The 14,232-nt window shown below is 61.6% G+C and carries 13 protein-coding genes; 7 read left to right on the top strand and 6 right to left on the bottom strand.

The window, feature by feature from the left end:
• Positions 1 to 3: 3 nt before the first annotated feature.
• The 4 genes from G9U53_RS31095 to G9U53_RS31080 all read right to left on the bottom strand — a co-directional run bounded on the left by G9U53_RS31095 (position 4) and on the right by G9U53_RS31080 (position 3,894).
• A complete protein-coding gene (locus G9U53_RS31095) occupies positions 4 to 765 on the bottom strand; it encodes an amino acid ABC transporter ATP-binding protein (RefSeq protein WP_019748634.1) in 762 nt (253 codons plus the stop codon).
• Positions 762 to 1,718 carry an amino acid ABC transporter permease gene (locus tag G9U53_RS31090; RefSeq protein WP_019748635.1) on the bottom strand — a complete coding sequence of 319 codons (957 nt, stop codon included), beginning with the start codon at positions 1,716 to 1,718 and terminating at the stop codon, positions 762 to 764. The genes G9U53_RS31095 and G9U53_RS31090 overlap by 4 nt, the downstream gene beginning before the upstream one ends.
• Complete coding sequence (locus G9U53_RS31085) at positions 1,718 to 2,590, bottom strand: ABC transporter substrate-binding protein (protein WP_024487476.1); 873 nt, start codon at positions 2,588 to 2,590, stop codon at positions 1,718 to 1,720. Before G9U53_RS31085 ends, G9U53_RS31090 begins: the two co-directional genes overlap by 1 nt.
• A gap of 206 nt (positions 2,591 to 2,796) precedes the next feature.
• Positions 2,797 to 3,894 carry an isocitrate/isopropylmalate dehydrogenase family protein gene (locus G9U53_RS31080; protein ID WP_165639867.1) on the bottom strand — a complete coding sequence of 366 codons (1,098 nt, stop codon included), beginning with the start codon at positions 3,892 to 3,894 and terminating at the stop codon, positions 2,797 to 2,799.
• Between G9U53_RS31080 and G9U53_RS31075 the strand changes: the two genes are divergently transcribed.
• Positions 3,860 to 4,435 carry a 2'-5' RNA ligase family protein gene (locus G9U53_RS31075; protein ID WP_158646451.1) on the top strand — a complete coding sequence of 192 codons (576 nt, stop codon included), beginning with the start codon at positions 3,860 to 3,862 and terminating at the stop codon, positions 4,433 to 4,435. The genes G9U53_RS31080 and G9U53_RS31075 overlap by 35 nt on opposite strands.
• Here G9U53_RS31075 and G9U53_RS31070 read toward each other — a convergent pair.
• The gene (locus G9U53_RS31070) at positions 4,380 to 5,309 is read right to left on the bottom strand and encodes a DMT family transporter (RefSeq protein WP_054187415.1); all 930 of its coding nucleotides are present in this window, start codon (positions 5,307 to 5,309) and stop codon (positions 4,380 to 4,382) included. The two genes, G9U53_RS31075 and G9U53_RS31070, sit on opposite strands and share 56 nt — an antisense overlap.
• A 213-nt stretch (positions 5,310 to 5,522) precedes the next feature.
• Here G9U53_RS31070 and G9U53_RS31065 point away from each other — a divergent pair, with 213 nt between their 5' ends.
• Both G9U53_RS31065 and trxA read left to right on the top strand, forming a co-directional pair.
• Complete coding sequence (locus tag G9U53_RS31065) at positions 5,523 to 6,518, top strand: helix-turn-helix domain-containing protein (RefSeq protein WP_003944097.1); 996 nt, start codon at positions 5,523 to 5,525, stop codon at positions 6,516 to 6,518.
• Positions 6,519 to 6,592: 74 nt separating this feature from the next.
• Positions 6,593 to 6,964, top strand: coding sequence for a thioredoxin (gene trxA, locus G9U53_RS31060; RefSeq protein ID WP_003944106.1), 372 nt, complete (start codon positions 6,593 to 6,595; stop codon positions 6,962 to 6,964).
• A gap of 58 nt (positions 6,965 to 7,022) precedes the next feature.
• On the opposite strand, the gene polA is transcribed toward trxA, so the two are convergent.
• Positions 7,023 to 9,770, bottom strand: a complete 2,748-nt coding sequence (gene polA / locus G9U53_RS31055) for a DNA polymerase I (protein ID WP_165639866.1) — start codon at positions 9,768 to 9,770, stop codon at positions 7,023 to 7,025.
• 303 nt (positions 9,771 to 10,073) lie between these two features.
• On the opposite strand from polA, the gene G9U53_RS31050 reads away from it, so the two are divergent.
• From G9U53_RS31050 to G9U53_RS31035, 4 genes are read left to right on the top strand one after another with little or no spacing between them, the layout of a single operon-like run.
• Positions 10,074 to 11,384, top strand: a complete 1,311-nt coding sequence (locus G9U53_RS31050) for a branched-chain amino acid ABC transporter permease (protein ID WP_037126618.1) — start codon at positions 10,074 to 10,076, stop codon at positions 11,382 to 11,384.
• 5 nt (positions 11,385 to 11,389) lie between these two features.
• Positions 11,390 to 12,379, top strand: coding sequence for a branched-chain amino acid ABC transporter permease (locus tag G9U53_RS31045; RefSeq protein WP_003944088.1), 990 nt, complete (start codon positions 11,390 to 11,392; stop codon positions 12,377 to 12,379).
• Positions 12,372 to 13,400, top strand: a complete 1,029-nt coding sequence (locus G9U53_RS31040) for an ABC transporter ATP-binding protein (RefSeq protein ID WP_029255470.1) — start codon at positions 12,372 to 12,374, stop codon at positions 13,398 to 13,400. Before G9U53_RS31045 ends, G9U53_RS31040 begins: the two co-directional genes overlap by 8 nt.
• Positions 13,397 to 14,203: an ABC transporter ATP-binding protein gene (locus G9U53_RS31035; RefSeq protein ID WP_007728720.1), complete on the top strand. Its 807-nt coding sequence runs from the start codon at positions 13,397 to 13,399 to the stop codon at positions 14,201 to 14,203. The genes G9U53_RS31040 and G9U53_RS31035 overlap by 4 nt, the downstream gene beginning before the upstream one ends.
• Positions 14,204 to 14,232: the final 29 nt, after the last annotated feature.

Raw genomic sequence — 14,232 nt, 5'->3', positions numbered from 1 at the left:
CGGCTACAGCAGCTTCGACAGGAAAGCCTTGGTCCGGTCGTGCTGAGGATTGGCCAGGAGTTCCCGCGGCTCGCCTGCCTCGACCACAACTCCCCCGTCCATGAACACCAACTGGTCGGCGACCTCGCGGGCGAATCCCATCTCGTGGGTGACGACCACCATCGTCATACCTTCTTTGGCCAACTGCTTCATCACGGTGAGAACTTCACCGACCAGTTCGGGGTCGAGCGCGGACGTCGGCTCGTCGAACAGCATGAGCTTCGGGTCCATCGCGAGGGCGCGGGCGATGGCAACTCTTTGCTGCTGACCACCCGACAACTGGGCCGGGTAGGCGTTGGCTTTGGCGCTCAACCCGACCTGATCGAGGAGGTCCTTCGCTCGTTCGACAGCCTTCTTCTTACTGACGCGCTTCACCTGCGTCGGCGCTTCGATGATGTTCTCGAGAGCGGTGCGGTGCGGGAACAGATTGAAGTGCTGAAACACCATCCCGATGTCGCGGCGTTGTTTGGCCGCTGCTCGCGGGTGAAGTTCGTACAGTTTTCCGTTCTTCTCCGAGTAGCCCACCAGGTCGCCGTCGACGTACAGTCGGCCGGCGTTGACCTGCTCGAGGTGATTGATGCAGCGCAAGAACGTCGACTTGCCCGACCCGGACGGCCCGACGAGACACAGGACCTGACCGGGGTCGATTTCGAGCGAAATCCCTTTCAGGACCTCCAATGCGCCGAAGTTCTTACAAACTCGGTCTGCTTTCACCATGGGGGTCATTTGCGTTCTCCTCCGGGGGTATCCGGAAGCGTTTCCACTACCGTAGCTTTTCCTTGCGCGTCGGCCAGTGCCTGAAGTTGGCGTGTGGTCAGTGCTCGGGTTGCGCCCTTCGAATAGTGACGCTCGACGTAGTACTGCCCGATCATGAGCAGACTCGTGATTGCGAGGTACCACGTCGCCGCCACCATCAACAGGGGAATCGGCTCGAAGTTGGCGCCCGAGATATCGCGCGCTCGACCGTACAACTCGAAGCTGTAAGGGACCGCCGTCACGAGCGAGGTGGTCTTGAGCATGCTGATGACCTCGTTACCGGTCGGCGGAATGATGACGCGCATCGCCTGCGGTAGAACGGTTCGTCGCATCGTCTGACTCCACGTCATACCCAATGCAACAGATGCTTCGGTCTGGCCCTCGTTGACCGAACTCACGCCGGCGCGGACGATCTCGGCCATGTAGGCGGCCTCGTTCAATGCCAAACCGATCACGGCAAACAGAAACGCTGCCTGCAAGTCCTGGAGATTGATGTGCGCAAACTGATGTACGAAGGGAATACCGAGATCGATGCTCTTGTAAATCGACGGGAACAGGCCCCAGAAGACCAACTGCACGTAGACAGGTGTTCCTCGAAAGATCCACAGATAGCCCCAAGCCGCGGCGCGAAGCACCGGGTTGGGAGAGAGTCGCATGACTGCCAGAATCACACCGAGGACGATCGCGATCACCATTGCCAGCACCGTCAGCTGGATCGTTGTCCACGCACCAGCGGAGATGCGTTTGTCGAACAGATACTGACCGTAAGTCCCCCATGCAAAGGCTTCGTTGGTCGCCGCGCCGTAAACGAACAGTCCGAAGAGGACCACGACGACGACCGCGGCAATCCAACGACCAGGTCTGCGTAGTGGAATCGCCTTGATCGGCACCGGATCGCCGGTCTCAGTTGTTGTCATGTTCATCAGCTTTCCGCGCCGTTGATCTTGGATACTTCGATGACGCCGGCCTCGACACTCCAGGTCTGCGCGATCTGTTGATAGACACCGTTGTCGATCAGGTACTGCATTGCCTGCTGCAGGGCGGGACCGAGGGCGGAGCCCTTCACGATCGGCCAGCCGTAAGGCGCCGAATCGAAGGGTTCTCCCGCAGCTTCCATCCGGCCCTTGCTCCGTTTGATCGCATAGCCGGTCACTGGTGAATCAGCGGACAGCGCGTCGACTCGACCGAGAATGAGCGCGTTGGCCGCGTCGTCCTGGCTGTCGTACTTGATCTTGTCGATCGGGGGTTTGCCCTCGGCCACGCAGGCCTCGCTCTTGGCGGGCACCTCGTCGATGTCCTCGGTGGTCGTGGTCTGCACCGCCACCCGAAGCCCGCACGCATTGTTCGGATCGACTGGCTTGTCCGGCCGCTGGGCCCACTGGATACCCGCGCTGTAGTACGTGACAAAGTCGACCGTCTTCTCGCGCTCCTTGGAGTCGGTGAACGAAGACATGCCGAGGTCGTAGCTTCCCGACTGAATAGCGGGGATGATCTTGTCGAAGTCGGCTTGGTTGAAGACAGCTTCGACCCCGAGCACGGCGGCAACGGCATTCATCAGGTCGACGTCGAAACCGACGATGTTGCCGTCCGCGTCCTTGAATTCGTTTGGCGCGTAAGGAATGTTGACCCCGACCTGCAGTTTGCCCGAATCCGTGACCTTGGACGGCAGAAGTGCGGCGATCTCGGGCACCTTCTGGACATCAAGTGGCGGCCCTTCCGGAACGAGACCCTCGTTGTTGGTCACACACCCGCCGCACAGTGCGACGATCAAGCCCACCAACAAGACTCGCACCACGTTGGCACGGATACGCCCACCACTGCTCGAGCCATAACTCACGCCACGTGGCCTTGGTGCCCGTGCGTTTTCATCGACCACGACTCTGCTCTCCACTCGTCGATCGCCGCACTTGCAACGTCCATCCGAAATTCAGTCGAACGGTAGGTTACGGCAGGAGTTCCACCGTCGCCGACTTCGCAAGATTCCGGCCTGTCGTACAAGAATCAGCGACGCAGAGTGTGTGCGTACACGACTTCGGAAAATTCGCTGGTCGATGCCAAACCGCCGAGGTCGGCGGTCGCGATGCCCGACGCGATGGTCGTGCGAACGGCCTCTGAAATCCGGCGTGCTGCCGCAGACAACAACCGATCGCCACGCGCATCACCGAGCCAGTCGAGCATCATTGCACTCGAGAGGAACAGTGCCGTCGGGTTCGCCCGATTCTTCCCGGCGATGTCGGGTGCGGCACCGTGCGCAGCCTGAGCCATGACCTGCGTCTCGGAAGCGTTGATCGACGGCGCGGTTCCGAGTGAACCGGACAGCTCGCCCGCCAGATCCGACAAGATGTCGCCGAACATGTTTTCGGTCACCACGACATCGAAGTCGCCGCCGCGCCGAACCAGGTGCGCCGCCATCGCGTCGACGTGCTCGTCGTCGACGACTACGTGTGGGTACTCCGCAGCGACTGTTCGGCAGGCGTCACGGAACAGGCCGGTGGTCAGTGTGAGGACGTTGGCTTTGTGGACGATCGTGACGTGATTGCGCCGTCGCGACGCCAACGCGAAGGCAGTGCGTGCGATCCGTTCACACGCAGCGCGGGTGAACACACCGACGGCCAGCGCGATGTCGGGCGTCGGCATGAACTCGCCGCTGCCGACTGCCATGTTCCGATCCGCGTACAACCCCTCGGTGTTCTCGCGGACGATCACCAGATCCATGTCGGGGACCATTGCCTTGACACCGGGGAACGCCGCTGCCGGCCGAATGTTCGCGAACAGCTCGAACTTCTTCCGGATGACGCCGCCGGGTGTGAGTTGTCCGCGAAACCTCTCCGGATAGGACGCACTGTCGTGGGGTCCGAGAATCCAACCCTGCAGCTGCCCCAACGAATCGATGGTCTCGTCGGGAATCGGTGTGCCGTGGCTGTCGATGGCCGTGTTCCCGAGCGGAAGCTCGACCCACTCGACGGGCGGAGCATGAACCGCTGACAACGCCGCATCCACGATCTGCCGTGTCGCCGGGACGATTTCGTGGCCGATTCCGTCGCCGTGCATGAGTCCCAGCCGCATGGCCGAAGTACCGATTGCGCTCGCACCTGTCATCAGGCAATCATTGCTCACCATGGTCCAGTCGGTGGAATTGCTCCTCGATCCAGTGAGTGAGTCGGAAGTCCGAGCACAGTGGCAGCTTCTCGCCGACGCCGGTTTACCAAGTCAGGCCTCTCATCACAGCCCGTCCAACCGTCCGCACATCACACTGTTCGTCGCCCGTGAGATCCCCGCGGAGATCGACAAACTGTTGAAGCGGCGCTTCTCGGCCCCTGACTTCGAGGTCCGACTCGGTGGCTACATCGTGTTCGGCGGCAAGCAGATGGTCTTGGCGCGCTCGGTCATTCCTTCGCGCGCACTCCTTCACCTGCACCGAGAAATAGCCGAGGCAACCGTTGGTTCGACGGCGCTTCCCGCCCACGTCGAGCCCGGCGCGTGGACGCCTCATGTGACGCTCGCCCGACGCGTCGAACCTGCACGTCTGGGTGAAGCCATCGCCCTGCTGGGAACCGACGTGATTCAAGGGCGCTGCGGCGCGATCAGGCGCTGGGACGGCGAACAGAAGACGGAATGGTTACTGACGCCGCCGCTGTGACAGATCGGGTTGCACGTCGGGTCACCAGGATTCCCGCGATCACCGCGAGTGCACCAACCGGCTGATTCCAGCCAACGCTTTCGTTCAAGACTATTGCGCCGAGAGCGACGCCCACCACTGGACTGAGATAAGTGACGGTGGACGCCGCAGTCGGCCCCCACCCCTGAACGACATTGGTGTTCCAGATGAATGCGAGCCCGGTCCCCAGTGCGCCCAGAGCGATCATCGACAGGACAACTGCCGGCGTCAGGTGCATCGGTGTATTCGCGATGACCGGTGAGGCCAAAACCATCACGAATGCACCGATACTGATCTGTAATAGCGCGACCGTGCGGGTGTCGACGCCGAGAGGAAGCACGAAACGTCTGAGGTAGACAAACGAAATCCCGTACGAGGCAGTCGCTCCCAGGCAAGCGACCTGAGAACTGACACTTCCGCCGACGCCGAGATTCCACGGCGCCAATACGATCAGCACCCCACCGAATCCGAGAAGCAACCCCAGCGATTTGTATCGCGTCAGCGTCTCCCCCGGCAGAAAGGCAAGGGAGACAGCCATAGTCATCAGTGGCGTGGTGGCGTTGTAGATGCTCGCGAGTCCCGAAGACATGTTTTGCTCCGCCCAACTGAACAGCAGCCACGGCACGATGCATTGTGTCGCTGCGAGAAAAGCCATGTGTTTCCAGACGCGAAAGTCCCTCGGTAGGCCGATCCGGCTGACCGCTGACACGAGAACCAGCGCGAGCGCACCGAAGACCAAGCGCCACAGAACTACCTGCGTGAAGGACAGACCTTCGAGCCCGATCTTCATGAAGAGGAAACTGGCTCCCCACACCACCGCAGCTGCGGTGTATTGAAAGGCCAGACTTGCCCTCAAAGGGTGAAGTCTCCGTGCGGACTGACGTCGTGACGAGTGTCGGGCGTTCGGCCGGCAAGAGCTAGTACGTTCAGGACCAGTAGGACCAAGACGCTGACGACGATGATTGCCATGTGTCCAGCCTGACGGAATGTCCCACGTGGCAGTAGTGGCAGAAAAGCCAGACTTGGACGATTTTCTGCCACTTTCCTGTTTTTCTGTCACACTCGAAAGATGCTCGCGAAAGTGGTGGTCCCACTGATGCCGATGACCGAAGCGTTCGAACTCGGCGTCGCATGTGAAGTCTTCGGCTTCGACCGATCCGACGACGGCCTCCCCACGTACGACTTCTCTCTGATCGCCGCAGTTCCGGGTCCGATCCGAACGCGGTTCGGGTACAACATCGATGTTCCGTACAACCTCGATTCTCTCGACGACGCCGATCTCATCGTCGTGTCCGCCGGCGGAACCTACGACGCCGGCGACGCGTACATGTGCTCACCGAGTCCCGACTCGAGTGTCGATCCCCTGTTGGTCAAACTCAACGAGGCCGTAGCCCGGGGCGCCAAGGTGGCGAGTCTGTGCACCGGAGCGTTTGTCCTCGGGGCGGCTGGACTACTGGACGGAAGGCGATGCACGACGCATTGGCGGCATGCAGAGAGGCTTGCCCAGACGTATCCGGAAGCCAAGGTCGATCCGGACGTGTTGTACGTGGACGAAGATCCGGTGTTCACCAGCGCAGGCACCGCGGCAGGAATTGACCTGTGCCTGCACATCGTCCGAAAAGAACAGGGTTCTCGCGTTGCCAATGGCATCGCGAGAAGGATGGTGGTGCCGCCCCATCGTGACGGTGGGCAAGCCCAGTACGTTGCCACTCCCCTCGCCTCGACGCCGAGTGCAACCCTTGCCCCGCTCCTCGACTGGATGACGGAGAACCTCGCCCTCGACCTCACTGTGGGCATGGTCGCAGCCCGCGCGAACATGTCCGCGCGCACGTTCGCGCGCCGTTTCCAAGCGGAAACGGGAACAACCCCCGCCCGCTGGCTCAGCGATCAGCGAGTACTGGCCGCCCAACATCTCCTCGAGAATTCCGACCTCTCCGTCGACGTCATCGCAGAACGCGTCGGATTCGGCGGCGGTGCCGTGCTTCGCCAGCACTTCATTCGTCTGCGTTGCACCACGCCGCAGGCCTACCGCCGGACGTTTCGGGCGACCGAGAACGCAAGCTGAAATCGGCTCAGGGAAGAATCAGCGGTTCCGGGGCGTTGCACACACCAACAGCCCGCACAATGGAAAGGACCCCTGTGGCCACCCAGACACTCACCCAGCAGAACTTCGACGAAACGATCAACGGCAGCGACGTCGTCCTCGTGGACTTCTGGGCCTCCTGGTGCGGCCCGTGCCGCCAGTTCGCACCGACGTTCGAAGCCTCTTCGGAGAAGCATGCCGACGTCGTTCACGCCAAGGTCGACACCGAGGCCGAGCAGGGAATCGCAGCGGCCGCCAACATCCGCTCCATCCCCACGATCATGGCCTTCCGCGAAGGCGTACTCGTGTTCAACCAGGCCGGCGCGCTTCCCGCCGCTCAGCTCGAAGAGCTCGTCACTCAGGTCAAGGCACTCGACATGGACGAGGTCCGCAAGCAGATCGCAGAGCAGACCGCATCTGCTGAATAGCGTGAAATGGCTGGGCCGGAATCGAAGTCGATTCCGGCCCAGCCTTTTTCGTTGCTGCCTAGTGAGCCGCGCTGTCCCAGCTTCGACCGGTTCCCACCGAAACATCCAGGGGTACCGACAGCTCGATGGCTGTGGCCATCTTGTCCTTGACCAGCGCGGTGACCTCCTCCAACTCGGAGGCAACCACTTCGAGCACCAATTCGTCGTGCACCTGCAACAGCATGCGCGACGTCAATCCGGCGTCAGCGAGAGCCTTCTGCACGTTGATCATCGCCACCTTGATGATGTCGGCCGCAGTGCCCTGGATCGGCGCATTGAGGGCAGCACGTTCGGCAACCTCACGACGCTGACGGTTGTCGCTGTTGAGGTCCGGCAGGTAGCGACGACGACCGTAGAGCGTCGAGGTGTAGCCGTCCTTACGTGCCTGCTCGACCACCGCGTGGAGGTAATCCCGCACGCCGCCGAAACGAGCGAAGTACGCATCCATCTGCTGCTTCGCTTCTTCGGTCGAAATCTTCAGCTGCGACGCCAATCCGTAGGCACTGAGCCCGTAGGCCAGACCGTACGACATCGCCTTGACCCGGCGACGCAGTTCAGGAGTCACCTCTTCGATCGGTACACCGAATGCGCGCGAGCCGACAAAGCTGTGCAGGTCCTCACCGGTGTTGAATGCCTCGATCAGCCCCTCGTCGCCTGACACGTGCGCCATGATGCGCATTTCGATCTGGCTGTAGTCGGCAGTGAGCAGAACGTCGAACCCCTGCCCGACTACGAATCCGTCGCGAATCTCGCGCCCCGCGTCGTTTCGCACCGGGATGTTCTGCAAGTTCGGATCGGTCGACGACAGGCGTCCGGTCGCGGCAACCGTCTGATTGAACGTCGTGTGAATGCGTCCGTCTTCGGCTACGGCCTTGAGAAGACCGTCGACGGTCACCTTCATACGCGTCGCATCACGGTGCGCGAGAAGGTGTTCGAGGAACGGGTGTCCTGTCTTGTCGAACAGACCCTGCAACGCCTCGGCGTCGGTGGTGTAGCCCGTCTTCGTCTTCTTCGTCTTGGGCATGTCGAGTTCTTCGAACAAGACCACCTGCAGCTGCTTCGGCGAACCCAGGTTGATCTGCTTGTCGATCACCTCGTAGGCGGAGTTCGCGGCGTCGGCGACCTGGGAGGCGAAACGGCTCTGAAGATCGTGCAGATGCGCGCTGTCGACGGCGATGCCGGTGGCCTCGATCTGAGCGAGCTCGATCGTCAACGGCAGTTCCATGTCGGAGAGGAGCGACTTGGACTCGATCGACTCCAACTCGGTGTCCAGTGCAGCTGCCAAGTCGAGAACGGCCTGAGCGCTGAGCATCGCGGTCTCGGCCGCTTCGGCATCGAGCTGCTCGGTGTCGTCGAGCAGTGAAAGCTGTTCCTGGCCGGATGTTTCGGCGCGCAGTTCACGCTTGAGGTAGCGGAGCGAGAGGTCGTCGAGATTGAAGCTGCGCTGGCCCGGCCGGACGAGGTACGCGGCCAGAGCAGTGTCGCTGGTCAGTCCACCGAGCGTCCAACCACGCCCACGCAGAGCATGGATCGCCCACTTGGCTTCGTGCAGCGCCTTCGGCTGCGATGCGTCGGCGAGCCAATCACCGAGAGCTGCTTCGTCTTCCGGTGTTGCCGTCGACGCCGCGATGTATGCACATTCACCGTCGGAGGCCGCGATCGCGAGTGCAGTGACGTCGCCGGCGAACGGAGTTCTGGTTCCGAGCACCGTCACGCCGTGACGCTCACCGGTTCGTGCGTGGGCGTCGAGCCACGCGGCAACCGCACCCGGGGCGAGTGCGTCGCCGCTGACCTCGAACCCTTCCTCTGCTTCGGGCTCGGACGACGACAGGGTCGCGAACAGTCGATCGCGGAGAACCTTGAACTCGAGATCGTCGAACAACGCATGAATCTTCTCGCGGTCCCACGGGGCCAACACCAACTGCTCGGGCGTGTACGGCAAGGGAACGTCGCGAACCATTTCGGTGAGCTGACGATTGAGCAAGACGTTCGCGAGGTTCTCCCGCAGTGAGTCGCCCACCTTGCCGCGGACCTTGTCCACGTTGTCGACCAGTCCCTGCAGGTCGCCGTACTCACGGATCCACTTGGTAGCGGTCTTCTCGCCGACGCCGGGGATCCCGGGGAGGTTGTCACTCGGGTCGCCGCGCAGGGCAGCAAAATCCGGATACTGCGACGGAGTGAGGCTGTACTTCTCCTCGACGGCCGTCGGCGTGAATCGGGTGAGCTCCGAGACACCCTTCTTCGGGTAGAGCACAGTGACGTTGTCGGTCACCAGTTGCAGCGAGTCACGGTCACCGGTCACGACGAGAACCCGGTATCCGAGTGCCTCCGCCTGCGTGGTCAAGGTGGCGATCACGTCGTCGGCTTCGAAACCTTCCTCGGCCATGACCGGGATGCCCAGCGCGCCGAGAACGTCCTTGGTGATGTCGATCTGGCCCTTGAATTCGTCCGGAGCCTTCGCGCGCTGCGCCTTGTATTCGGGGAACAGGTCGGCGCGAAACGTCTGACGCGACACGTCGAAGGCCGCGGCCAGGTGGGTGGGCTGCTCGTCACGAAGAAGGTTGATCAACATCGACGTGAAGCCGTACACCGCGTTGGTGGCCTGCCCACTGTGTGTCTTGAAGTTCTCTGCGGGCAGCGCGTAGAAGGCGCGAAACGCCAACGAATGCCCGTCGAGAAGCATCAGAAGAGGGCGATCGTCCGCCTTGCCGGTGGTGCCGGCTGAAGCGGTGGACGTGCTGGACCGAGTTGTGGTTGCGGGGCTCACGGTTCATCAGTCTAGGGATCGCGACCGACATCGACGCCTTCGCCGTTGTTTACGCAGGAACAGACACAAGAATCGGACAATTGATGCAGCCTTCGGCCTTCGATACGGAACCGAAACATCCCGGAAATCTCAGAACCCCATCTGAAGCGAACGGAGCCGTTAGAGTCCGGAAATCGCAGCAACGAAACAATCCCTGTGCTGCGCGGCACCTTTGTCCAGACGCGCTATTCCCGACCCGCTCGGAGGACGTACGTGGCCCCACCCGTAGTGAAACGGCAGACCCTCGCGACACTCAGCCGACTACTGGCCTTTGCATTACTGACGTTCTTCGCATTACTCAGCCTGGCCGGAATTGCTTCGGCTCAGGAACCGACCACTTCCCCTACACCGCCGACCCCGACAGCATCCGCAACACCGACAGCACCGGTTCCCGACAACGCTGTCCCCGTCAGCGGCAATCTCAACAACGGCGGCACACGCCTCGAGGGCGTCACCGTCCGTGCACTCGATTCTTCCGGCACGGAAGTCGCCACCGGAGAATCGGCATCGAACGGCCGTTGGGAACTGGCCGTGGCACCGGGCACCTACACCTTCGAGATCGTTGCCGACACACTTCCCGACGGGGTCAGTGTGCAAGCCGCTGTCGAACGCGAGGTGGTGGCCGGCCGCGCGAACACCGTGATCTTCTCGTTCGGCGAGGTACGTACCGCCTCGAATGTCAGCTTCGGCGAGAAGCTGATCCGCACGACGGTCGACGGTCTGCGGTTCGGCCTCGTGATCGCGATCGCCGGTGTGGGTTTGAGCCTGATCTACGGCACCACTGGCCTGACCAACTTCGCTCACGGCGAGATGGTGACGTTGGGAGCCGTTGCTGCCTGGGTGATCAACACGTCCTTCGGCGTTCCGCTGATTCCCGCCACGATCCTCGCGATCTTCGTCGGCATCGGCATCGGCCTGCTGACCAACGGAATCGTCTGGAAACCACTGCGTAAGCGCAAGACCGGGTTGATCGCGCAATTGGTGGTCTCGATCGGTCTCGCGATTTCATTGCGCTACTTGATCCTGATCTTCTTCTCCGACCGCGCCGAACCGTTCGACGACTACCAGGGCCAGGTCGAGAAGAACTGGGGCCCGATCGCACTGACCGACGCCAACGCGATAGTCATGATCGTCAGTCTGGTCGTCCTGGTCGGCGTCGCACTGCTTCTGCAGAAGACTCGCATCGGAAAGGCCATGCGTGCCGTCTCCGACAATCGTGACCTCGCCGCTTCGTCCGGTATCAACGTCGAGCGCGTGATCATGTTCGTCTGGGGTCTCGGCGGCGGATTGGCCGCCCTCGGCGGTGTGCTGTTCGGTATCTCCGAGCTCGGCGGACGCGTCCAGTGGGAAATGGGCTTCAAACTGTTGCTGCTCATGTTCGCCGGAATCACCCTCGGTGGTCTGGGAACCGCGTACGGGGCGCTACTCGGCTGCGTCATCGTCGGACTTCTGGTCCAACTCTCGACGCTCATCATCAACCCAGACCTCAAATACATCGGCGGACTTCTCGTCTTGATCGTGATCCTCGTGGTTCGCCCCCAGGGCATCCTCGGATCCAGACAAAGGATCGGGTGACGAACATGGACATCATGGGAGCTTTCCAGGTTTCCTTCGCCCAGCTGATCGGGCCGTCGGCAATCTTCTACGCACTGTTGGCAATCGGGTTGAACCTGCACTTCGGCTACGCCGGACTGCTCAATTTCGGTCAGATCGGTTTTGCCCTTCTCGGCGGCTACGGCGTCGGCATCATGACCGTGACCTACGACCAGCCGCTCTGGCTCGGCATCCTCGTCGGACTCACCGCAGCCGGGCTCCTCGCGCTCGTGCTCGGTATCCCGACGCTGCGTCTGCGCGCCGACTATCTCGCCATCGTGACCATCGCCGCTTCGGAGATCTTGCGTCTGATCTTCCGCTCGACCGCGTCGGATTCGGTGACCGGTTCCACTAATGGCCTGTTCGGTTTCGCAGACCCGTTCACCGCACTGAGCCCCTTCGACTCGGCCAAGCAGTACTCATTTCTCGGCGTGAAGTTCTACGGAGACGACCTCTGGTCGATGGTCGTGGGGTGGACGCTGGTCTTGATCTTGTGCGGATTCGTCTACCTGTTGACGCATAGTCCGTGGGGGCGCGTCCTCAAGGCGGTTCGCGAAGACGAGGACGCAGCGCGATCGTTGGGCAAGAACGTGTTCGTGTACAAGATGCAGGCGCTGGTTCTCGGCGGCGTGATCGGTGGTCTGGCCGGGGTGTTCAACGCTTTGCAGACCAAGTCCATCAACCCGGACTTCTACTCGACCGCGCAGACGTTCTTCGCGTTCGGCGCACTGATTCTGGGCGGGGCGGCAACGGTATTCGGCCCGGTGGTCGGCGCAATGTTGTTCTGGTTCCTCCTCGCCATCCCTGATGCCTTGCTGCGTCAGGCGATCTCCGGCGAGAATCCGCTGCTCTCGCTGACCGAACAACAGGTCGGGGCCACCAGGTACGTCCTGCTCGGATTGATGATTGCTCTCCTGATGGTCTTCAGACCGCAGGGAATACTGGGTAACAAGCGGGAGGTGCAACTCAATGCTTGACGCCGATACCAGAGCACAGATCTTTGCCGACGTTCCTCACCTTCCCGGATCGGCGAAACCCGACCCGGTGTTGGTCGCTGACAACGTCTCGCGGACGTTCGGCGGTCTCAAGGCCGTCGACGTCGATCACCTCGAGATTCAACGAGGGTGCATCACGGGTCTGATCGGTCCAAACGGTGCCGGAAAAACGACGCTCTTCAACCTCCTTACCGGATTCGACCGGCCGGACACCGGTACGTGGTCGATGGACGGTCAATCGCTGGGCCGCATGTATCCCCACCAGGTAGCCAGGAAAGGAGTGGTACGGACGTTCCAGTTGACCAAGGCGCTCTCCAAACTCACCGTGCTGGACAACGTACGTCTCGGTGCCACCGGCCAACGTGGTGAACGCATTTTTGCATCTCTCGTCCCGTGGATCTGGAAAGGCCAGGAACGCGAGATCACCGAACGCGCCAACGAACTCCTCGCACGATTCAAACTCGACACCAAGGCCGACGACCTCGCCGGTTCACTCTCCGGTGGGCAGCGCAAACTGCTCGAAATGGCTCGCGCACTCATGACCTCGCCCTCGGTGGTGATGCTGGACGAACCGATGGCGGGGGTCAATCCTGCTCTGACGCAAAGCCTGCTCGGACACATCAAGTCATTGCGCGACGACGGAATGACCGTCGTGTTCGTCGAGCACGACATGGACGTGATCCGAGACATCAGCGATTGGGTGGTGGTCATGGCGCAGGGCAGCGTCATCGCCGAATCCACCCCGGACGAACTCTCGTCCAACACAGCCGTCGTCGACGCATATCTGGGCAGCCACCATGACCAGGCCCTCGAGTTCGACGACAACGGAAATCCGGTGGGCGAGACGGCCGTTCTGGCCGCCGCCCTGGCTGAAGCCGAGGTCGAAACCCTCGAGTCGGGCGGGGACCTGTCGGAACCCGACGTCGACAACCTTCCGGCCGATCTCGCCGCGACGCTGGAATCGAGTCCCGAGGAACCGCGCGGAAGGCACGAGAAGCCATGAGCGAGAACCACGCACGTTCACTCACGCCTGCAGAGTTCGCCGCGACGGCCGAGGAGCATCAGCGACTGTCGGCAGGTGCCCTGCTCCGCGCCGACAGCCTCGTCGCGGGCTACATTCCCGGCGTCAACATTCTGCGTGAGTGCAACTTCTTCCTGAAGGAAGGGGAAATCGTCGGGATCATCGGACCGAACGGCGCAGGCAAATCGACACTCCTGAAATCACTGTTCGGACTGATACCGGTACGCGAAGGGTCGGTCACTCTACGCGAGGACAACATCACGTCTGCGCCCGCTCACGTCCTCGTTCAGAAGGGAGTCGGGTACGTCCCTCAAACGCAGAACGTCTTTCAGACTCTGACCATCGAAGAAAACCTCGAAATGGGCATTTATCTGCGTCCCAAGGCATTCGCGGAACGATTCGCCTTCGTGAGTGAACTGTTCCCTCTTCTGAGTGAACGACGAAAGGTGAAGGCCGGCGCACTCTCGGGTGGTGAACGCCAGATGGTCGCGATGGGCCGGGCCCTGATGATGGATCCGTCGGTGCTGCTGCTCGACGAACCGTCCGCGGGCCTGTCCCCCATGTTCCAGGACGAGGTGTTCATCCGCTGCAAGAAGATCAATGCTGCGGGTGTCTCGGTCATCATGGTCGAGCAGAACGCGCGCCGCTGCCTTCAGATCTGCGACCGCGGTTACGTACTCGATCAGGGTAAGAACGCGTACACCGACACCGGCGCCAATCTGATGAACGACCCCAAGGTGATCGAGTTGTACTTGGGAACGCTCGCTGGAAGCAAAGAGAAGTAGTACAGACACGAGAATGGGCCAGGGTCGCG

This window comes from Rhodococcus sp. D-46, from assembly GCF_011290655.1.
Lineage (GTDB): Bacteria > Actinomycetota > Actinomycetes > Mycobacteriales > Mycobacteriaceae > Rhodococcus_F > Rhodococcus_F qingshengii.
The sequence above is the reverse complement of the archived record's forward strand: the minus strand, read 5'-3'. Positions and strand labels throughout refer to the sequence as shown.